This is a genomic window from Candidimonas sp. SYP-B2681 (assembly GCF_003971065.1).
Taxonomy (GTDB): domain Bacteria; phylum Pseudomonadota; class Gammaproteobacteria; order Burkholderiales; family Burkholderiaceae_B; genus Pollutimonas.
In genome coordinates, this window is the sequence record NZ_RYDV01000001.1 from 676,614 (window position 1) to 696,248 (window position 19,635).

The 19,635-nt window shown below is 53.5% G+C and carries 17 protein-coding genes; 5 read left to right on the forward strand and 12 right to left on the reverse strand.

The features are described 5' to 3' along the window. The first annotated feature begins 118 nt into the window (after positions 1 to 118). Positions 119 to 979: a cyclopropane-fatty-acyl-phospholipid synthase family protein gene (locus tag EKL30_RS03235; protein ID WP_126705727.1), complete on the forward strand. Its 861-nt coding sequence runs from the start codon at positions 119 to 121 to the stop codon at positions 977 to 979. Positions 980 to 1,018: 39 nt separating this feature from the next. Here the strand turns inward: EKL30_RS03235 and EKL30_RS03240 are convergent, their stop codons facing one another. The 6 genes from EKL30_RS03240 to EKL30_RS03265 all read right to left on the reverse strand — a co-directional run bounded on the left by EKL30_RS03240 (position 1,019) and on the right by EKL30_RS03265 (position 8,868). Then, positions 1,019 to 1,933 carry an aldo/keto reductase gene (locus EKL30_RS03240; protein ID WP_126706014.1) on the reverse strand — a complete coding sequence of 305 codons (915 nt, stop codon included), beginning with the start codon at positions 1,931 to 1,933 and terminating at the stop codon, positions 1,019 to 1,021. A gap of 52 nt (positions 1,934 to 1,985) precedes the next feature. Then, complete coding sequence (locus EKL30_RS03245; protein ID WP_199748460.1) at positions 1,986 to 3,335, reverse strand: NTP/NDP exchange transporter; 1,350 nt, start codon at positions 3,333 to 3,335, stop codon at positions 1,986 to 1,988. Positions 3,336 to 3,528: 193 nt separating this feature from the next. After that, positions 3,529 to 5,088 (reverse strand): TerC family protein, encoded by a 1,560-nt coding sequence (locus EKL30_RS03250; RefSeq protein WP_126705728.1) that lies wholly within the window; start codon positions 5,086 to 5,088, stop codon positions 3,529 to 3,531. A gap of 116 nt (positions 5,089 to 5,204) precedes the next feature. Next, positions 5,205 to 5,537, reverse strand: a complete 333-nt coding sequence (locus EKL30_RS03255) for a hypothetical protein (RefSeq protein WP_126705729.1) — start codon at positions 5,535 to 5,537, stop codon at positions 5,205 to 5,207. Between the two features lie 68 nt (positions 5,538 to 5,605). Then, positions 5,606 to 6,352, reverse strand: a complete 747-nt coding sequence (locus tag EKL30_RS03260) for a phosphatase PAP2 family protein (RefSeq protein ID WP_126705730.1) — start codon at positions 6,350 to 6,352, stop codon at positions 5,606 to 5,608. 119 nt (positions 6,353 to 6,471) lie between these two features. Beyond that, positions 6,472 to 8,868 carry a phosphoketolase gene (locus EKL30_RS03265; RefSeq protein WP_126705731.1) on the reverse strand — a complete coding sequence of 799 codons (2,397 nt, stop codon included), beginning with the start codon at positions 8,866 to 8,868 and terminating at the stop codon, positions 6,472 to 6,474. A gap of 620 nt (positions 8,869 to 9,488) precedes the next feature. Between EKL30_RS03265 and EKL30_RS03270 the strand changes: the two genes are divergently transcribed. The 3 genes from EKL30_RS03270 (at position 9,489) to EKL30_RS03280 (ending at position 11,366) form a co-directional block, all read left to right on the forward strand. Then, positions 9,489 to 9,824 carry a hypothetical protein gene (locus tag EKL30_RS03270; protein ID WP_126705732.1) on the forward strand — a complete coding sequence of 112 codons (336 nt, stop codon included), beginning with the start codon at positions 9,489 to 9,491 and terminating at the stop codon, positions 9,822 to 9,824. A 294-nt stretch (positions 9,825 to 10,118) separates the two neighbouring features. Next, the gene (locus EKL30_RS03275; protein ID WP_126705733.1) at positions 10,119 to 10,568 is read left to right on the forward strand and encodes a hypothetical protein; all 450 of its coding nucleotides are present in this window, start codon (positions 10,119 to 10,121) and stop codon (positions 10,566 to 10,568) included. A gap of 198 nt (positions 10,569 to 10,766) precedes the next feature. After that, on the forward strand, positions 10,767 to 11,366 hold the full coding sequence (locus EKL30_RS03280) for a hypothetical protein (RefSeq protein ID WP_126705734.1): 600 nt from the start codon (positions 10,767 to 10,769) through the stop codon (positions 11,364 to 11,366). Between the two features lie 131 nt (positions 11,367 to 11,497). Here EKL30_RS03280 and EKL30_RS03285 read toward each other — a convergent pair whose 3' ends face one another. After that, positions 11,498 to 12,937: a patatin-like phospholipase family protein gene (locus EKL30_RS03285; RefSeq protein WP_158618379.1), complete on the reverse strand. Its 1,440-nt coding sequence runs from the start codon at positions 12,935 to 12,937 to the stop codon at positions 11,498 to 11,500. 734 nt (positions 12,938 to 13,671) lie between these two features. Here EKL30_RS03285 and EKL30_RS03290 point away from each other — a divergent pair. Continuing rightward, positions 13,672 to 14,025, forward strand: coding sequence for an RT0821/Lpp0805 family surface protein (locus EKL30_RS03290; protein WP_126705736.1), 354 nt, complete (start codon positions 13,672 to 13,674; stop codon positions 14,023 to 14,025). A 24-nt stretch (positions 14,026 to 14,049) separates the two neighbouring features. Here the strand turns inward: EKL30_RS03290 and EKL30_RS03295 are convergent, their stop codons facing one another. The 5 genes from EKL30_RS03295 to EKL30_RS03315 all read right to left on the reverse strand — a co-directional run bounded on the left by EKL30_RS03295 (position 14,050) and on the right by EKL30_RS03315 (position 19,615). Next, positions 14,050 to 14,859, reverse strand: a complete 810-nt coding sequence (locus EKL30_RS03295; protein ID WP_126705737.1) for a DUF2950 family protein — start codon at positions 14,857 to 14,859, stop codon at positions 14,050 to 14,052. A gap of 29 nt (positions 14,860 to 14,888) precedes the next feature. After that, a complete protein-coding gene (locus EKL30_RS03300; RefSeq protein ID WP_370246210.1) occupies positions 14,889 to 16,190 on the reverse strand; it encodes a DUF3300 domain-containing protein in 1,302 nt (433 codons plus the stop codon). Positions 16,191 to 16,307: 117 nt separating this feature from the next. Further along, positions 16,308 to 17,255: a hypothetical protein gene (locus EKL30_RS03305; RefSeq protein WP_126706017.1), complete on the reverse strand. Its 948-nt coding sequence runs from the start codon at positions 17,253 to 17,255 to the stop codon at positions 16,308 to 16,310. Between the two features lie 105 nt (positions 17,256 to 17,360). Continuing rightward, positions 17,361 to 18,533 carry a hypothetical protein gene (locus EKL30_RS03310; RefSeq protein WP_126705738.1) on the reverse strand — a complete coding sequence of 391 codons (1,173 nt, stop codon included), beginning with the start codon at positions 18,531 to 18,533 and terminating at the stop codon, positions 17,361 to 17,363. A gap of 83 nt (positions 18,534 to 18,616) precedes the next feature. Continuing rightward, complete coding sequence (locus EKL30_RS03315) at positions 18,617 to 19,615, reverse strand: hypothetical protein (protein WP_126705739.1); 999 nt, start codon at positions 19,613 to 19,615, stop codon at positions 18,617 to 18,619. Positions 19,616 to 19,635 lie beyond the last annotated feature (20 nt).

Genomic DNA, 19,635 nt, shown 5'->3' on the forward strand with positions numbered 1-19,635 from the left:
GCTGACGGTATGACTGTACAACGCGGTTGGAAGGGTTTATGGATTATGGAGCATGTGAGCGGAAGCGGGCAACAAATTGGGCGCAGATTTTTCCCCACCATTCAACAAGAAGACCATTATGCATACATCATTTGAAACCGCGGCAAGCCTGCCAGCGCCAATAACGTATATACGGTACGGCGCCTCAAGAAGCAGGCTTCTTGCTTTCCTGTTCGGGCTAATCATTTCAATGCCCATTATGGCGCAGCCCGCTACCGCTACATACCAGCCCAATGAGGGCCAGGAGGGCAAAGACGTCATCTGGGTTCCTACGCCGCAGAGTCTTGTTGAAAAGATGCTGGATATTGCCAAAGCGGCCCCGAACGACTATTTGATTGATTTAGGATCGGGTGATGGCAGAACCGTTATCACCGCAGCCCGGCGTGGTATACGAGCACATGGAATCGAGTACAACCCTGATCTGGTTGCTCTATCCCGAGAGAATGCGGCCAAGGCTGGGGTGGCCGATAAGGCCACGTTCGCCACCGCAGATTTATTTGAGACGGACCTTTCCCAGGCACAGGTCATTACCATGTTTTTGCTGCCATCGCTTAACATCAAGCTGCGCCCGCGGCTCTTGGATCTGCAGCCTGGAACTCGTATTGTTTCCAATTCGTTCACGATGGGCGATTGGAAACCAGACGAGACCGTGACCATTACTGAAAACTGCAGGCATTGGTGTACAGCGCTGCTGTGGATCGTGCCCGCAAAAGTAGAAGGCTCATGGCGCGTCGGGGGTCAGGTGTTAAAGCTTAATCAGGAATACCAGACGGTGAGTGGCACCCTCGGCGCGCTCCCTATTTCAGAAGGACGCCTGCTTGGCAATAACATCAGCTTTACCGTCAAAGGGGTACGCTACACCGGCAATGTCAATGGGAAAACCATGAGCGGCAAAATAGAAGGGCCACGCACGGCAAGCTGGAAAGCCAGCAGGGCATAATAAAAGCAGGGGAAAGAACGACTTTTTTCGCCTAAGGCCCTAGGCGATTATCGTCGCCCGCTTCGTCCAGAAACTCGGGTCTGGAAATGGCCCTTGGCCGGCGATTGCATTGTCCATCATGTGTTCCGGCTTGCCAGTACCCGGAATTACACAGTTGACAGCAGATTGACTCAACACAAACTTGATTAAAATTTGCGCCCAGCTACCGCAGCCGATTTCTCCTGCCCAGACGGGTATAGGTTTGTCCCGTAATCGACGCATCAAACCTCCACCGCCAAACGGCCTGTTGATGATCACAGCAACACCAAGGTCCGCGGCAAGCGGCAAGAGGCGCTTGGCGGCGTCAGGCTCCTCTGCGGAATAATTAATCTGCAAAAAGTCGACCGGTACGGATCGTAGGACTTTTTCAACTTCGTCATGAGCCGAAGTATCGTAGTGCGTAATGCCAATATATCGTGTGCGCCCATTGGCTTTCCAATCATGCAGAGTGGCGAGCTGAGTCTTCACGTCAATAAGGTTATGCACTTGCATAAGATCCAACTTGTCCGTCATTAGGTCTTTCAACGATCGCTCCATTTGCTGTACGCCCGCCTCGCGGCCCGTGGACCAGACTTTGCTTGCGAGAAAAATTTGACGGCGCAAATTGCCCTCTTGAAGCACTTCCCCCACACTGCGTTCGGCACGACCGTAGATAGCAGCGGTATCGATCACTTTTCCGCCGGCTTCTAGAAGAGCGTAGACCACCCGCCCAAGACGCGCGTATTCGTCGCTGCCCGGTGCGTAATCGAAACCGCGATATGTCCCGCAGCCCACCACAGGCAATGGCTCTCCGGTGGACGGAATTGGGCGGGTAGCCATTGCCGTGGCCGTTCTCGATGCCGCTAGCCCAGAGTTTGAAAGCATTCCGGCGACCGCAAGTTGTGCGCAAGTACGCAAGAACTGCGCTCGGGTCATGGCCGTACTAGACGCTAACGACGTTTCGAACATACGTTTCTCCACGATATGCCTAGATTTTTACTGTGCTGGTTTCTTCCTGCGAAAATTTGTGTTGTCTTTCTTGATTCCGCGACAACCATAAAGAAAGAGCGGCCCATAAACCAATCAGCGGAATACACAGCAGCGTAATACCGGCAAAACCTATACCCAGCGCGGTAAGTGCGGAAGATATCCATCCGCTTACCGCATCGCCGCCGCGATAAACAACGGTATCAATAGCGTTCTTGGCCTTGTATTTTTTCTCGCGATCGAGCACGGTAAACAACACCTCCCGCGCGGGGCGGGCAATCGAATAGTCAAGCGTACGCCGAGCGATTTGTGCTATGGCGAGCACGCCAACCGTGGGCCAGATCGCCACCATACCGAACGACATTGCGGTTATAAACGGCAAAACGATCAGTGCAACGCCTACGCCGAACCGAGGCATCAAACGGCCCGTGGCGAACAACTGTACGCCGAGCGTAAAGACTGAAACACCAAAATCGACCATCGCAAAAAAACGCGCGCGCTCGGCCGTGTCCTGGAATGTTTCCGTGACGATGCGGCCCTGTTCAAAATACAAGAAGGTGGACGCGGCGGAATGCAGAAGAAGATAAGCACAAATCCCCAGAAGATACGGCGACTGCACAATAAGGAGGAGACCGCCGAGCACGCCGCCACCAATTGGCGTGCTATTGCCACGGGCAGTAACGTCTTCGATCTCGCCCTCAATCGTTGCTATCGTTTGACCTGGCTTGGGATAAAGACCGTGAAAGCACTGTAATGCGACCTCAAGCAACAGTGCCGCGCACAACGTGAGTACAACCGGGCCCAAAGTCGTGACGACCGACGCAGCAATGGCTGGGCCGATAAGACCACCGGCGGTCCCTCCTGCGGCTATGAAACCGAATAGGCGTCGCCCTTGAGCATTGCTGAAGCAATCTGCAAGGACGCTCCAAAAAACGCTGACAACAAAGAGATTAAAAACGCTGATCCAGACAAAAAAAATGCGAGCAGTCCAGGCGGTTTTGACGTCTGTCCCAAGCAAAGCGCTAAAGATGAGGATGGTGACGATAAAAAAACGATAAGCCAGCGGTACAAACTGACGCGGCGAAAGTCGGCTAACCAACGTACCAAATAAGGGCACTATCGCAAGCATGACCAGAAAGGTAGCGGTAAAGAGCCATTGGAGTTCGCCCGTTCCGCTGAGCAAGCCGAGAGCGTCTCGCAGGGGACGCAATAGGTAATAGCCCGATAAAAGACAAAAAAACCAGCTCGCGCCCAGCAGCATTGGTCGTAGTTCGTGCGCACGCACATTCACCACCCGACTCAGCAGGAATGCTGTGACATTGCGCAGCCGGTTGATAATATGCGCGCTCATTCTGGACCTGCCGATTTAAAAGCTGCAATGCAACTCGTCGAGTTACTGGACTGACCAGCGGTAAACCGCCATTTCTATCGCATCGATGTTCAGTATAGTGGTGCAATAAGGTCGATTGTCACCTATCGCTGCTAGCTTGATGCGGCGAACTGGCATGGCTGTAGCCATACCTGTTTCATAGTGCGCTTTGGTCCTAAGCGGAGGAGGGCGCGCGACCGTCCAGACGCTTCACATCGAGCGAGGCAATACGGCGGTTGCTGATTTCCAGCACTTCGAAACGCAAACCATCCAGTTCGATCGCCGCGCCCACCTCGGGCAATGTGCCAAATCGATCTAGAAGCAGGCCCGCAATAGAAGCAAAGTCTTCGCCATTGACCAGCACTGCATCGGTTTCCAAGACTTGAGCCAGATACCGAAGGTCCGTTGCACCGTCGATTCGCCAATGTCCCGGCTTTATCGACTGAATCGCCGGATGCTCGTCTTCGTCTGGAAATTCTCCCGCGATCGCTTCCAGGATGTCGATTGGGGTAAGTAGCCCCTGGATAGTGCCATACTCGTCGGTAACCAAGACCAATTGACCCTGCGATTTCTTGAGGGTATCCATGGCACTTAAAACACCCGTTAGTTCATGGACGATAATGGGCTGGCGCAGGCTCGACAAGTTGCTGGGGTCCCGGCCATCCATCATGTCGGCCATGAGATCTTTAGCGCGCGCCACGCCCAATATGTTGTCGAGTTGCCCCCGGCAGACGGGAAAGAAGCTATGAGGCGTTTCTCGCAAATGGCGCTGTATCGTCTCGATATCATCGCCCAGATCAATCCAGGAAATTTCCGACCTTGGCGTCATAACGGACCGAATCGACCGCTCGGCTAGCGTTAACACGCCACTCACCATGCTGCGCTCTTCAGCGCCGAAGGCAGATTCATCAAGTTCCGCATTGGCTTCAGTGGCCATCTCTTCTCGCTCGGAAGGCTTCTTGTTCCCGAGCATGCGCAATACTGCCTCCGCAGTGCGATCTCGCAGGGGAACACGAGCTTCATTTCTCAACAGACTCCGGCGCGCCACTTGGTTAAAGAACTCAATCACGATGGAAAATCCAATCGCGGCATAGAGATAGCCTTTAGGGATTTTGAACCCCAGACCTTCTGCACTAAGGCTCAACCCAATCATCAATAAGAAGCTTAGGCACAACACGACGACGGTAGGGTGCGCGTTAACAAAGCGCGTCAAGGGTTTGGAGGCCCACATCATCATACCCATCGATATAACCACCGCCGCCATCATGACGGGAAGCTCGTCGACCATACCAACAGCCGTTATTACGGCGTCCAGCGAAAAGACCGCATCAAGGACCACAATTTGGGTCACCACGACGGCGAAGCTAGCATAAGCTTTCGAGCTACTGTGTTGGTGAGTCGTGCCTTCCAGCCGCTCATGTAGTTCAGTAGTGGCCTTCACCAAAAGGAATACGCCCCCGAGGAGCAGGATCAGATCCCGGCCGGAAAATGAAAAATGTCCCACAGAGAACAACGGCTCTGTTAGCGTGACCAGCCACGAAACTATCGTCAGTAAACCTAGCCGCATCAACAAAGCCAGCGTTAAACCGATCATTCTTGCCTTGTCACGTTGATGCGGTGGCAATTTATCGGCCAAAATGGCAATAAAAATGAGATTATCGATTCCAAGTACGATTTCCAGTACTACAAGAGTCAGCAGACCCACCCAAATATTGGGGTCTAAAAGCCATTCCATATAAAACCTAGTAAGAGTATCTAAAGAGAGTGCGCCGTCGTGCCGCAGGATGAACACGACGCTGGCGAATTCAAATGGCGCGCCGAAATCAATCAGCCGTGTCTGTGCCATGGCGCTCAGATAAGCGGCGGCTTTAAGAGTGAAAGAAATACGGCGGGAAACGCGACCAGGATGTAGCGGGCGGCAATGAAAACTGGTGGATCACATCGAAGACATTGAACGATTTCAATATCGACCAGATCTCCTGTGTCTGCAGGCACCTGCAAGGGGCTGGATGGGTCTGCATGCACGGGCAGGCCGTTTGCAGTCTGGTCGCCTTTCGCCGTGTCGCTTTTGTTCGTACCGACATGATGTGGTTCGCTGAGCGTTGGACTCGGGTCGACTATAGATGCAGCTAAAAGCTGAACAGGGAACAATAGCAGTATGAAGATGACGATAAATCGTCGCATGCCTGTGAATCAAAGTGGTAGTGCACCGAGTATAACCTGCAGCAGTGGGGCAGTAGCAGACCGTTCCGTTATCGCGAACTTTCATCCATAAGTGGCGCCGGTTCGACAATGCCTCGCTGTTGTAGCCACCGTTCGGTTAGCCAACATAGCCCCGCCCAAGCAGCGCCCATGGTCCATCCAGCAACAACGTCAGTCGGCCAATGGACACCCAGATAGACACGGCTCGCGCCTACTAATATGGTGAGAAATAGGGCGTAGATAAGGAAAAAAGACCGTAGTCGCCAAGAAGCCACGGCACGAGTCAATAAGGCTGCGAGTGTAAGATAGGTGACTGCCGACATCATCGCGTGGCCGCTCGGAAAGCTTGCGGTATACAGGATCGATTCGTGAGGGAACAAGTCAGGCCGTGGCCTGTCGTAAGCCAGCTTCAGTAAGTTGCTGACGAGCCACCCAGTAGCGATGGCTGCCAGCGTAAATAAGGCTGCACGTGCCCGGTTGATCAAAAATAAGTAGACGCAGATTCCCAGAGTCAGAATGCTCAGCACGCCAACACTACCAAGGGCCGTGAAATCGCGACCCATCTCTTCCAGCCAGCCCGGCCCCAGCGGATCTGAATAATCGTTCGGATTACGCAGTAACAATAAGATCATCTCGTCGATGGCTCGCGTATCGTTTTCAAAGACCTCATCTGCAATCGACAAGAAAATCCAGATAGCGGCAGAGATGGCGGCCACGCCGATAAGAACTTTCAGCTCACGACGTCGGAGCCAATTGAACCCCGTTTTTATCGCTCCATTCAAACCTTTGAGTCGCACTGAGTTTCTCCTGGATTTCTGGCGTGAACGCGCAAATCCACGACGCTACTTGCGCTACTGTTGGCTTCGACGCAGTTTGAGTTTATGTTGGCACAATCGACGTCGATTGACTTGCCTTCCTATTTCGGCGCCCGCCACTTCCAGTCACGGACCTCGGGCATGTCTTCACCGCACCGTCGAATATAGCGCGAGTGTTCTTTAAGCTTTTCATGCATGACTTTACACAAGGTTTCTGCCTGAGCGCCGAGGTCGGGAACATAGTTGAGGACATCGCACACTAGATGGAACCGATCCAGGCGGTTCAGCACGGTCATGTCAAAGGGCGTCGTGGTGGTACCTTCCTCTTGGTAGCCTCGAACGTGGATGTTTGCGTGGTTTGCGCTGCGGTATGTCAGGCGGTGGATCGTCCAGGGGTAACCATGGTAGGCAAACACGACGGGACGGTTTGTCGTGAACAATGCATCGAAGCGGTCGCTGGACAAGCCGTGTGGGTGCACCTCAGCCGGCAGGAGCGCCATAAGGTCGACCACGTTGACCACGCGGACCTTCAGCTTTGGAAGATGCTCGCGAAGAATGCTTACTGCTGCCAGAACTTCGAGCGTTGGGATGTCGCCCGCGCAGACAAGGACCGCATCGGGTGTTTCTTCGCCGTCATTGGAGGCCCACTCCCACTTTCCCAAACCTGCTTCGCAATGCACACGCGCAGCATCAAGGGACAGCCACTGAATGGACGGCTGTTTTCCGGCAACCACAACATTGACTCTATTCCACGTGCCCAGGATGTGTCGGGTGGTCCACAGCAGTGTGTTGACGTCCGGCGGCAGATACACCCTTACAATGCTGTATTTCTTGTTGGCCACCACGTCGATGAACCCGGGATCCTGATGGCTGAAACCGTTATGGTCCTGTCGCCATACATGGCTGGTCAGCAGGTAATTCAATGAAGCAATCGGTTTTCGCCAGGGCAGTTCACTGCAGGCATCGAGCCATTTCGCATGCTGATTGAACATGGAATCAACGATGTGGATGAAAGCCTCGTAGCACGAGAAAAGACCATGGCGCCCCGTAAGGAGATAGCCCTCCAACCATCCCTGGCACGTAGTTTCTGACAAAATCTCGAGTACGCGGCCGTCAGGGCTCAGGCCAGTGTCTTCGGGCAGCATCTTGGCCATCCAGGCGCGTGAGCTTTCGGCAATTACCGCGTCGAGCCGGTTCGACACGGTTTCGTCCGGCCCCACTAACCTGAAGTTCTGCTCGGACGCATTGGCCCGCACCACACCGGCAAGGTAGTTTCCCATGATCCGCGTCGATTCGGCTGTAGCTTCGCCAGGTGACGACACCTTCAAGGCATAGTCTTCCAGTTCCGGCAGTACTAACGGTTTATGCAGCAGGCCTCCGTTGGCGTGCGGATTAGCGCTCATGCGCCGGATTCCTTTGGGCGCCAATTCGCGCAGTTCAGGCCGCAGACATCCGGAGTGGTCGAAAAGCTCCTCGGGTCGATAGCTTCGGAGCCATTGCTCCAATTGCCGCAAGTGACCGTCGCCCTTGGCGAAATTTGCTAAGGGTACCTGGTGAGATCGCCAGAAATCTTCAGTTTTAAGTCCGTCCACGCATTTCGGCCCCGTCCAGCCCTTGGGGCTGCGCAATATGATCATGGGCCATGCGGGTAGGGCGCTCGCGCCACCATGGCGCGCATCCCGTTGTATGCTACGGATACGTGCCAGACATTGATCCAGAGCGGCCACCATGTCTCGATGCATGGCATGCGGGTCGCTGCCTTCTACGAAGATCGGATCGTAGCCATAGCCCCTGAATAGGTCGCACAACTCGTCATGGGATATGCGGGCCAGTATGGTGGGGTTGGCAATCTTGTAGCCATTCAGGTGAAGAATGGGAAGCACCGCCCCATCATTGCGGGGGCTCAGGAACTTGTTCGAATGCCACGAGGCAGACAATGGCCCGGTTTCCGCCTCTCCATCACCTACGACGCAGGCAACGATGAGATCAGGATTGTCAAAGGCCGCACCGTAGGCGTGGCTCAGTGAATATCCCAGCTCCCCGCCTTCGTTGATCGAGCCGGGAACGTTGGGGGCGACATGGCTGGGAATTCCGCCTGGAAACGAGAACTGACGAAAAAGGGTCTTCATCCCAGCCTCGTTCTGCGGCACATCGGGATAGATCTCGCTGTAAGTTTGTTCCAGCCAGGTGTTAGCAACGATGGCGGGCCCGCCATGGCCTGGACCGCAGACATAGATCATGTCGACGTCATACTTCCTAATCACCCGATTCAGGTGAGCGTAGATGAAACTGAGTCCGGGCGACGTTCCCCAGTGGCCAAGCAAGCGGGGCTTAACATGCTCGAGAGTAAGCGGTTGCTTGAGCAGTGGATTGTCCAGAAGATAAATCTGTCCGACAGACAGGTAGTTCGCCGCCCGCCAGTAGGCGTCCAGCAGTTGCAGATCGTCGAAATCAATCTGTACGTCCGCGCTCTCGTTGAGATTGGCTGGTAGCGTCATGTCGATCCCCTCTATTTCACTGAGTGAGTGGGCCGGGCCATGGTGACCGGCTCGACTGCAGCGATGTCCACAGGCATGCGACCAGGGCAAACATGTCGCTGCGTGTCAGCGTACCGGTCCTGTCGGAGCAGGTTCCAGCAACGAACCGGTTTGTCCTATCTCGGGTCGGACACCTGTCGCCATCACCATGCCGGTCGCTTGCCTCGCCGCAACTAATGTGCCCGCTCTCCTGCCTCGGCAGGACAATGTCTTCTTGGAACGAAGTCCTGTACTACCACGTCACGGCGCTGGCCGTCGCGAAAAACGAGGGCGTTGGATTTGAGCACTGCGTGATAACGTGTGTTGCACTCCACACTTTTCATTGACTCGCGCCCGACGATTGATATCGACCGTTCTTCTTAGCCGGTGTCGACAGATACCTAGCGAAAATACAAAACGTTCGCAAAAACAAGCAACGCCCAAAAAAGTTCCAAGCCATACTTTGATGTCGCTAAATATCGCTTGGCAGTGGCGTGCCCACTACCGGACTCAGACCAAGTTGATATCTTGGTTCGAGCCGTCATTGCCAGGGTCGCCAGTACCCCTCATTACTTCAGGCCCATCGTCATCGCGAGCGCCCTATGCTGAAAGCACTAAACAGCCTCATTGCGCAGGACAAGATGAAACTGGTTTTCGAACATCTCCGAAACTTGTTGATGTGTACGGTATTGCTGGCGGCCGGTAGCTATCAATTGGAAAGGCCGGTGGGAATGCTCGTGGGCTCCAGCTTACAAAGCTCGCTCGGTTATGGAGTTGTTGGCATTGCTTTAATACTGATCGTTTTTAGCCTTCTGGATGGCATATATCGATTAGGCAAAACGCGGTATTCGACAATTCTTAAACTGGGTCTAATTATCATTTACATCGTTATTGCCGTACGCATCGTGGTGGTGACTGCGACATTCAGGGTCTATTAACCCGCCAGTTCGCTCTGGACAATGCATGCATCGATATCGATAGAAGCGCTCGCCTTCTGCACCGGTCGAACCGCAGTACTTACGCCTTTTGTTGCACATAGTGTCACAAATTAACCGGCCGCTTGGTAGTTATTTAGTTAGCATAGCATCACTATCTTCTAAAGATTTACGCTTAAAAATAGTCCGAGATGGGCTGATCGCTTTGGCCATTTTGGTTGACAATTAATAAGCTTAAGCTTTACCTGCATATAGTGCTGCGACTTAACTGATTCGATACTATATAGAGGCAAGCAGATGAAGTTATCAACTATTTCAGCGGTCTTGTTTGGGATAACGCTTCTTCCCAGCGCTTACGCTCAGCAGTTTGTCTATCCAGCGAAGGGGCAGTCTGCGCAGCAGCAGAAAACCGACGAGTCGGAATGCCACACTTGGGCAGTCAATCAAACAGGTTCCGATCCATCCCAAACATCTTCACAACCCCCTCCGCAATCGCCCCAAACCGCAACAGGGGTTAGTCGCGGCGCTGGCGTTCGTGGGGCAGCCAGAGGGGCGGTCGTTGGCGAGGTGGTTGGTGACGAGGCCGGCGCGGGTGCGGCGGCAGGCGCTGTTGCCGCACGTGGGCAAAGTCGACGCAGCAACGCTGCACAGGGTAATCAAAACTCTGCGACCACACAAAACGATCAAAGTGCCTTCGCCAAGGCCTGGAGCGCGTGTCTTGAGGGGCGTGGCTACAGCGTCAAATAGTGATTTGATACAGGCCGTCTTCATGCGCGACATATGAGCCGTCAAGCATCGAACAACGACCTCTTAAAGGACATCGCCGGGATTGAGGCCGATATCGTGCAGTTGTCCTATCGCCACATTTGGTTTAGCTATAGGTAAATCTTCTGGCGCAGGTAAGCGCTCATTGTTTTATCCACTCTTTGAGTCAAGGATCATCAAATGACTAAGAACCGTTTTTCCGTCGTCCTTTGCGCGGGCGTATTGGCCACATCGTTCAGCGTTTTTGCGCAAAATACCCCCCAACGAACTACTACCGATGTCGCTAAGCCAGGCGAGGCCAAACTCGGTGATTCAGTTCAATTACAAGGTAAAGTAAAGTCAATAGACACGAAAAAACGCATCGTCACGGTCGTGGGACCGCGGGGCTATGAAGTTGTTTTTAACCTGGGTGAAGATGTAAGAAACATTGAACAGCTTAAGGTCGGAGATGTAGTGACACTAAACTATTCGCAAGCTGTTGCAGTAAAATTGCGTAAGGTCCCGAGTACTGGCATCCGAGAGCGTGACGAATCCATGAGCACCGTTCGTTCCGAACCTGGCCAGAAGCCTGGCGGGTCCATCGAAAAAACGGTTCGTATGATAGCGGACGTGGTCGCGATCAATCCTCGGGCACAAACTGTTACTTTGCGGGGAGCCCAACACACGGTCGACTTAGTCGTGAGAGATCCCGCACAATTAAAAGAAATGAAGGTGGGCAATCAGGTCGAAGCCGTGTACGTTGAAGCGGTCGCCATACAAGTAACTCCTGCCAAGAAGTAGTTTTGTCGAACGAGCTTGCCTTGGTATAGGGCACTCACTGGCTATCAGACGCGTTGGCGAATAGTGCCAATTCGCCAACGCTGGTGCATTCTCTTGCGTTAAAGCGATGGTCTGCACTGTGGAAATGTTTTTCATTGCCTCACGGTAAGCCACTTTTTAGGGCTCGCATCAAAGCCACGGATTAGCGCCTCGAAATCTTTAGACTCCCTTAGGATCTCGCCAGCGACATTGCGCAACCTATCAATCTCTTCCGAAGACAGCACGAAACTAGTCGGCAGCTCCATATAATAGGTGCGCTCTTCGGGATCACGGATCTCGTCGAAACTTACGGCGATTACCTCGAGAGCGAGTGTCGGCACACTTGCTTCGGCTTTCGATTCACTTAAGCCTGCGAGCCGGGCGTGCGCTACTTTCAGTTGGCGCTTCCATAACATGACCTCAGCCATATCTTTCATGATCTCGACCGTTTCGAAGGAATATTTTTCGATCGGCACATTCGTGGACTGCAACATCTGGGTAATAAACCCAGGCGGCGTTTCCTTTTTATCCCAATTAGAAGCTGGCGCCGAGTGAGAGTCCACGACCATCAAAACGATGCGTCGAATATCGCCAAAGCCGACTTGCTCTGCGTAAGCTGAACTTGCTTCCAACTCTTCGAGAAACTCCAGCGCAGCGCGCACTCCGATATTGTCGGCAACGCCGCCATCAACCAAATGGATATAGGGACGCTCTTTACTGTTCTGAAAGTTTTGCATTTCACGATACCGTTGGTATGCTCGGCCAGAAGGACGCGCCCGGGTTTCGGGATTCGCAACATCCTTTACCCATAAGGGATACTGGAAATTGCAGGTTCCGCCATAGTTATTGAACGTCACCGGAGACAGCACGACAGGGACTGCCGACGAGGTTGCCGCGGCACGCGACAGGCGCACTTTGTTCAGATCGGAGCAGAGCAAATCAAAGTCATTTTGAAAGAAGATCAGGCGTGATCCGGTCGACAGATCGGTTCCTGTTGCCAGGGCAACCGGCCCTTGCTTATCGAGTAAGTCGGCAAATGTCGCGCCTTCAAACAGGATTTCATCATAGTATTCGGCAGCAAGCTCCGAGCGCCCGGCGCTGCTTCCTATAAACCTCCACCAATTAAGCGGGTTGATAAGGCGGCCAATAAGCGCACCCTCCACATCCCGCTTGAGGAAACGTGATTCGTACTCTGAAAACAATCGCTCGCCGTACAAGGCGTAGGCTAGGGCAGTGAAGCTTCCCCCCGATACACCGGTAACAATATCGACTTCATCTAACAAGCGGCGGCGCATACCTTGGACAACGACCTCGGTTCGCCGCAATTCTTCCAGGATGCCGTAAGAGAAGGCGGCGGCTCGGGTTCCGCCACCCGAGAATGACAGTATCATCAGCGTAGATTGGTCGTTATTCTGTCGCTTTGGTATTAGAAGATAGGGACGGTAGCCGCTTTGTGGATCGACCTGCGTAATAGGCACGTTAATCGGCCTACTTGCGCAAGCCGCCAGTGCCAACGCGAGCGCAACCAAGAACATCAAGCGTGCAATTCCCATGATCATTTCCTGACAAACATTACGGTTTGATATCCGGCTGCAAAACCACCCTAACCGCTTATGGCGTGTACCAAATAGGGGAGGGTCGGTCGTTTCCTTCAATGTCGTGGTAGTAGCGGGCAATAGCTTGGTGCCGAATCGTTTGGCGCCGTATGCGGTCCAGCGTGGGGTGATCATCTCAATTACACGGCCGCAGTAAGCGACCGGGCGCTCGCGTCGGCGCCTATCGGGTTCCCTACATCGGCCGCGCTGATGCTGGGTTGAGAGTCAAGCATTGGGCCTGATGCAAAGATATACGACGGTATTATTGCGCTACAACGTTGTTTATACCGTCGCGTTTTAGTATGGAAATATTTCACAGCTGCATCCAATTCACCTGGCACTTGTTGGACGCAGGTCCACTGGTTGGGGAACAGCCCCTTTGCCCCCACTGCACCATGTCCTCGCTGATAATAAGCAGGGGCCGACTCAGTATGCTCAGGATCGTAATAATGGCTTTACACACCATTTTTTGACCCCACATACTTTTACCCTGAATATGTTGAACTAAAAGCCTACTGCCATGGTCAACTTATTCTAATAAAACGGTTTACCTTCCGCCGTGAGCCGTGTCATTTGGACAAGCTGTTGCAGCCTCGACGTATACGCCATAGGCCCAAGGTGTAAAAGGCATAACCGCCGATATGCCGAAGAAGGGGTCGCTACTTCGAGTTAAATTTTCCGGGAGAGTGCACATGAAATGGTTACCCATGATGATAGTTTCTCTGGCTGCCGCTTCCTCGCCGGCTTACGGGCAAGCCGACCTTCGTTTTCTGGAGGACTTGCCCATTAGCCACTTTAAACAGGCCGATATGGATCTGCTGACTAAGGCCTTGAATCAGGCGCTCGATAATGGCATAGACGGCGTGCCTGTGACATGGGAGAACCCCAGTGCAGGCAACAGCGGCAGCATTACGCCGACAAAAGACCCGCAAGTTCGAAGCGGCTGCCGCAAAGCGCGCGTTGAAAGCCGCCATCAAAAATCGTTCAACACCACCGAGGGCATTTTCTGCAAGAGTGACGGTAAATGGAAGGTCCTCAGCAAGTGAACGTTCTTCATCAGAAAGCCCAGCTTATTGCCTATCCAAAGGGTGCCATTCGGATTGCGGTATGGTGCCGCTCTGTGCGCCCGCCCGCGTAATGCTTTGCCGTATGACAGCATTCTCGCCCAACATATAGGTGTGTACCCCCGTTTCCCCGTGAACGGCCGGCCACGCAATAATCGAGAAACCTGAAGAGCCTGACATAGGTATTATCTTGAATCGATAGCCGAAATAAGAGGCGTCGACCGGCGTACCTGGGGTCATGACGAGGGCATCCGAATTCAAGGGGCTGGCAAATTCGCCGTCGCTCGTCGGCCAATAAAGTCCATCTTTAGCACCGGGACGGCTGACTATCCTCTGGGCGTACTGTCCCTGGCTTTGTGCATAGGTTTTTTGAGCACGCTCCAGCATACGTAAGGTCTCGATCGCACCCAGTTCGTTGCGTCCTATTCGACGCTGGCGTATTTCCGCGCCGCCGGCAATGGTATCAAAACGCCAGGAATTGCCGGACTGAACGACGGGTATTGGCAAGCGCCAGTGGGTGGCCCCCACTTCAAGCCATGCACGTCCCGCGTCGTCGGTAATGACTTGGCGTTGTTGGGACCAAGCTCCCAAAAAGGCGCGAATATCGTCCTGATCACCTTGTTGAGGGATATATGTACGGTAGTTTTTACCTAAAACGCGTGCCAGTGCGTCGTCATCACTCGTCGCGATAGCATCGACGAGCGCTTCTGTGGCCTCCTTAGCTGTGGAGAAACGCGCCTGCGCTGCGGCAGGCAGGCTACACGACAATAGAGCGCCTATAACCAGCAGACGAGTAAATAGCTTCACCAAAGGCATGACAGGCTCCGGATGAGTAAAAACGGTTGTTACCTCCTACTACCACCCCGGCCGCCGCCGGAAGCCCTGCCGCCGCCACCGGAGGGCCGGCTGGCGCTGGAGGAGCGGCTGGCGCTGGAAGGTCCGCTGGCGCGAGTCTGAGCCGTATGGCCTTGACGACTTTGTTGGCGTGCTTGTTCGCCGTTACCCGCGTCGCGGACGGCGGAGCTTCGATTCATGTCGCGCGAGCGGTCCTGCGCTGCCACCCTGTCTGCATTTTGACGATCGGCAGCGCTACGGTTATTGCTGGTACCCGTATTCGATCTGGCGTCGCTTCGACCGCCGGGACTCCCACCAGCATCTTGCCGTTGCCTTGTTGTCCCGGTTCCTCGGGTAGATTGGCCTGTCTGCCGCTCAACACTCTGCGCGGCGCGATCGCGCGCAACGTCGCGTGACTGCACGCTCGGAGAGCGGTTGTTCAACCCGGCCTGGCGTTGCGTCTCGTTTCTAGTGCGAACAGCGGGATCGCGATAAGGCGTGCTCCCGCGGTTGGCCGCGTTATGTTCCCATTTAGCTCTTGCGTTGTTGCTGTTAATACGGTTGTTGGCGTTGATATTGTTATAACGATTAACATTGATGTCCACATCGTTGCTTCCCCAGTTAAACCCTCCCCAAAGGGAATTTACAGCCCCCACCGCCAGACCGAAGCCGACACCGGCGACCAGTGAAGTAGCGAATACCGATCCCGGCGGAGCAGGGTAGTAGTAGGGAGGATACGCCTGGTAAGGCCAAGCTCCATATACGGTAGTGGAATCATATACGGGGACATACACGGTCTGTGGATCGGTGGGCTCAATTTTCACAATAGTAGAACTGCCGCTCGTATCGGTCACCACTTTCTGTTGCTTGCCAGATTCCAGATTGCCTGCTTTTTTTGCTTGGGCTCGCAACCGTTGTACCGAACTCATTACATCCTCGGGCTGCGCCAAAAAAGTATCGCCCAGTGATTGGGTCCATTTAGGTTGCCGCCCAAGCAAGTCGATTACCGATGGAAAGGCGGTTAGAGACTTTACGCTGGGATCCCACGATTCGCCCTCCACGGCCTTGGCGGCTGCATCGCCTGACAGCGATGTGTGGCTAGCCGACCATGCCGCCGCTGCGGCGATGTCATCGGGATAGGTGGCAGCCATAAGGACCTGGGACAGCAAGGCATCGGGGTATAAGGCAATCGGCGCCAGCAATTGATCAAGCTGGGCATTATCTAGTTTGGTCTGCGCATAAGCCGGTTGCAATGCAAGCAGTAAGAAGCAAGTCCAAACAGCGCTAAACATCAATCGCAGTACCCGTTTCATAGACGTCTCCTGCAAGGAAAGCCAATCGGTACCCATACTGATCTGTAAAAGAATACTCGCTTGACGAGAAGTGTCAAGAAGTGGTGTCACGCGGTTAGTTATTCCCGAGCGCATATTTTAGAAACTCACGGCCAAGCCTACCGAAAAGCCCGATATATTATTTCCAAATACATAGCGCCCTACAAGGCGGGTACGCGTGATGATCATGTTATAGGCACTGGAATCGAGCTCCAGGCCGATCCCGATCGAGGTCAAGCGATCAAAACCCAAAATGCCGCGTTGATCGCCCAAGAATTCGGAATGGGTCAGCTCCAACACATAGCGTAGCGGCCGCTGCAGCAGCACTATCCCTGTTGGCGCCCGGTAGCGCGCCCAAAGATTGGCGGACTGCGCCGTGGCCCGACCGCGCACGGCGGCAGAACTGTTGAAACTCTTTAGCCGGATGTCGGAATAGCGCAGCTCTACATCAACTTCGTAGCCCGGCCGGGAGAGCTCATAATCCAGCATCACCGATCCACCAAGGCCATAAGCGTTGAGCGAGCCTCGGTCCAGAAACTCGAAGTCCTTGCCAGTCTGGCGCCCCGCATACCTACTGGCCACGCCCAGGTCGCTCACGACTTTGCCGAGCGAGAAATTGAAGATCGGTCGCAGTTTCAGCTCATCGGTCAGCTTGAAGTCCCATCCAATACCACCAGTGGCGGAGATGCTGTTCCATTTGGTCGGAATGCGGCGCACTTCTGCGCCTTCGGTAGCAACAAAAGTCGGATCGTAGCGGCTGGCAGCCAGCACGCCTTCCAGATAAACGGGGAAGGAATCGGAAAACGTATCGCCACCACCAAGCTGAGTCATGAAGAACTCGTTCGACCCCGAGGTCGACTCACCGCCACTGTTGATGCTTAAAGAACTAGTCGTGATGTCCGGGACGATGGAAAACGACATCAGCGCCAGTACGCCGTTGGCGCGCTTCTGCAAATCATCGCGGTTCAGGCGTAAGCCCTGCTGGCTCCACGCGGAGACCGGCAGGCCACAAGCAGCCATCGCCAGAAGCCAGATTCCAAGGCGCATGGCCGTGCTCATTGCCGCCGTCATGCGTTCCCCCATTTTTCACTATGGACTCCAATCGCTCTTACTTGATCGCGCCAAGTAGGTCGACCCAATATTTCTATATTGCTATAACAACGCCGTCACAAGCTTGATAAGAGTGCTGCGAAGAGGCCATTGAGTTGCCACTACGATCAACATGGGAACAGCTGTAGGTACCGCTACCATTAAGAACGCAGTCCTGCCAAAGACGATCGGACGCATCGCTTTAGCCGCTTGATATAGCGTCTGTATATCGGCTGAAGGGCCGAGTTCAGGCGCATCAAGTACAGGGGCATTTTCTATTTTCTTTCCTTGTATCCATCGCCCATACACCATGCGGCCGTGTTCCGTAAGTAATGCGCCATAATCAAGAAATGCACGTTTTTTTGTTTCTAGCAGCAGGGGAGAGAAGAAAAGCAACGGAATCAAAATTAAAACAACCAATATAACGACGAGCATCCCCATTTGAATATAGAGCGATGGGACCTGTAACCCGTGATGAATCACACGATGCGCCCAGGATGCAGCAAGTACAGCAGAAACAGCGAATGCAAAAGGGCTAAACACGATAGCTAACCGTTCGATAAAGCCCAACCCCCCAACTCCATCAGGGTGAGCTGGCACTAGTCTTAACGGCAACCTTGCAATGCGAAAGAACACAATACTTGCGAGGACCAATCTCCACAACCATGCGAATAAAAGAATGGCAAACATAGGCCTAACCACTAGCAGGAACCACCAGGCTCCGAAACCGCGCCGATCAACCTCCATGCCAGCCCACGAGACTTCATCAGGATTAGGCGACATAGATATAGCAACCGTCCAAGCAACGACTAGTCCGAAAATAACAATCCACGGATAGACTCGATCGCGTAGGCGCATCGAATCAGCGATAATATTTCGGAACTTTGGTTCTAATTTTTCATCAATTAAACCTGTGCGCAAGAACTGGGCAAGGCAGCTTGGGATAATAGTGTGTGCGCTTGCTTCTGCCATGACCAATAATGGAATGGCTATCAAGCATCTGACATGGACTCCATAGTGCCCAGCCAAGGCTTCGGGGTCGTCGTCAGACATCATGCGTCCTGTTAACAATGCCCAGATAACAATAGGTATCCAGCAGAATAGACTGTAAATTATTGCGCGCTGCAAAATGCCACTTCCGCTAGCGGGGATCAGGCCGATGGTTCGCTGAAGACGAAACAGCGCGTCATCGCGTACTAATGAGAAGGATTCCAGATCCGATTGACAGTGGCTCATAGGTATCTTCCTAAATTGCACAGCCTAGTTACAGGTTGTACCTGCACCATACATGGGAGTGATGGCTGGTTCGAACCGGACGCTCAGAATCGAAATGTCGCACTCAGCGTCGGACCGCTGAAACTGAATTTCTGCATTAGCTTGTTACTGCCCTGGTCATAGTAAAGATGGCGATAAGACAATTCCACATCGCCCCAGCCCATTGTGTAACCCAGTCCAACCAACGCCTGCCAGGTCAGCGACGAAGAACCAGCGCCAACGTCTAGGTAGTAAGGAATAAACCAATTACCCTCCCCAAGACGATATCGGCCTTTAACACCAACGATGCCATCGATAAGATCTTCCTTCTGTGTACGACTTCCCGAGCGCGAAAGTTGACCGCTCGGCCCGCTGAACTGCCAATCAAGTGACGCTTTGACCTTGAAGTACCGGAACCCGCCCAGAACATCCATGGACGCATTTGGCGTATTGATCACATTGTAAAAGCCACCGAGCTGCCAGATCACCCCACTCAACTCTGTTTTAGTTCCCGTATCGATCGGTACTGACCGTCCCTGAGGACCGTTGATTGACTTCACCTTGCTATCACCTGCCGAAATATCAAGATAAACGATATCCGTCAACACCCCCCATCTGCTCTTACGGGCCTCAGCGCTGAACATCATGGCAAAGTCGAGGGATGACAGATAGTCGCTGGGGCGGCTCTTGACTTCGACGCGGTTACCCGAACCTCGTGGAACTTGAAACCTGGAGTCACCACTCACCGTCGCCCCCCAAAGATAGGGCGTAACCGAAAACTGCCAGGCGTCTAATTCTGTCTCGGAGGCACACGCGTGCGTTAGGGGCGCCAGCAATGCACAGGTCGAAGCAATGATTTGAATTCGAGTTAATCCACCCATATGGACCCCTTTTTTCAAGATGACTCGTCGAGTATCGCCAAAGCTGAGGTGCTTCGAGTTGGCTAAACTTGCTTCCAACTGCGCAAGAAGCTTCAGCGTAGCGCGCACTCCAATATTGTCGGAAATGCCCCCATCGACCAATTGAATATAGGGGTGCTCTTTACTGTTCTGAAAGTTTTGCATTTCACGATACCGTTGGTAGA

Excerpts from the sequence above, each read along its gene's own strand:
- EKL30_RS03235 (WP_126705727.1), top strand. The coding sequence starts at position 119 with ATGCATACATCATTTGAAACCGCGGCAAGCCTGCCAGCGCCAATAACG.
- EKL30_RS03240 (WP_126706014.1), bottom strand. The coding sequence starts at position 1,933 with ATGACCCGAGCGCAGTTCTTGCGTACTTGCGCACAACTTGCGGTCGCC.
- EKL30_RS03245 (WP_199748460.1), bottom strand. The coding sequence starts at position 3,335 with ATGAGCGCGCATATTATCAACCGGCTGCGCAATGTCACAGCATTCCTG.
- EKL30_RS03250 (WP_126705728.1), bottom strand. The coding sequence starts at position 5,088 with ATGGAATGGCTTTTAGACCCCAATATTTGGGTGGGTCTGCTGACTCTT.
- EKL30_RS03255 (WP_126705729.1), bottom strand. The coding sequence starts at position 5,537 with ATGCGACGATTTATCGTCATCTTCATACTGCTATTGTTCCCTGTTCAG.
- EKL30_RS03265 (WP_126705731.1), bottom strand. The coding sequence starts at position 8,868 with ATGACGCTACCAGCCAATCTCAACGAGAGCGCGGACGTACAGATTGAT.
- EKL30_RS03270 (WP_126705732.1), top strand. The coding sequence starts at position 9,489 with ATGCTGAAAGCACTAAACAGCCTCATTGCGCAGGACAAGATGAAACTG.
- EKL30_RS03275 (WP_126705733.1), top strand. The coding sequence starts at position 10,119 with ATGAAGTTATCAACTATTTCAGCGGTCTTGTTTGGGATAACGCTTCTT.
- EKL30_RS03280 (WP_126705734.1), top strand. The coding sequence starts at position 10,767 with ATGACTAAGAACCGTTTTTCCGTCGTCCTTTGCGCGGGCGTATTGGCC.
- EKL30_RS03285 (WP_158618379.1), bottom strand. The coding sequence starts at position 12,937 with ATGGGAATTGCACGCTTGATGTTCTTGGTTGCGCTCGCGTTGGCACTG.
- EKL30_RS03290 (WP_126705736.1), top strand. The coding sequence starts at position 13,672 with ATGAAATGGTTACCCATGATGATAGTTTCTCTGGCTGCCGCTTCCTCG.
- EKL30_RS03295 (WP_126705737.1), bottom strand. The coding sequence starts at position 14,859 with ATGCCTTTGGTGAAGCTATTTACTCGTCTGCTGGTTATAGGCGCTCTA.
- EKL30_RS03300 (WP_370246210.1), bottom strand. The coding sequence starts at position 16,190 with ATGAAACGGGTACTGCGATTGATGTTTAGCGCTGTTTGGACTTGCTTC.
- EKL30_RS03305 (WP_126706017.1), bottom strand. The coding sequence starts at position 17,255 with ATGCGCCTTGGAATCTGGCTTCTGGCGATGGCTGCTTGTGGCCTGCCG.
- EKL30_RS03310 (WP_126705738.1), bottom strand. The coding sequence starts at position 18,533 with ATGAGCCACTGTCAATCGGATCTGGAATCCTTCTCATTAGTACGCGAT.
- EKL30_RS03315 (WP_126705739.1), bottom strand. The coding sequence starts at position 19,615 with ATGCAAAACTTTCAGAACAGTAAAGAGCACCCCTATATTCAATTGGTC.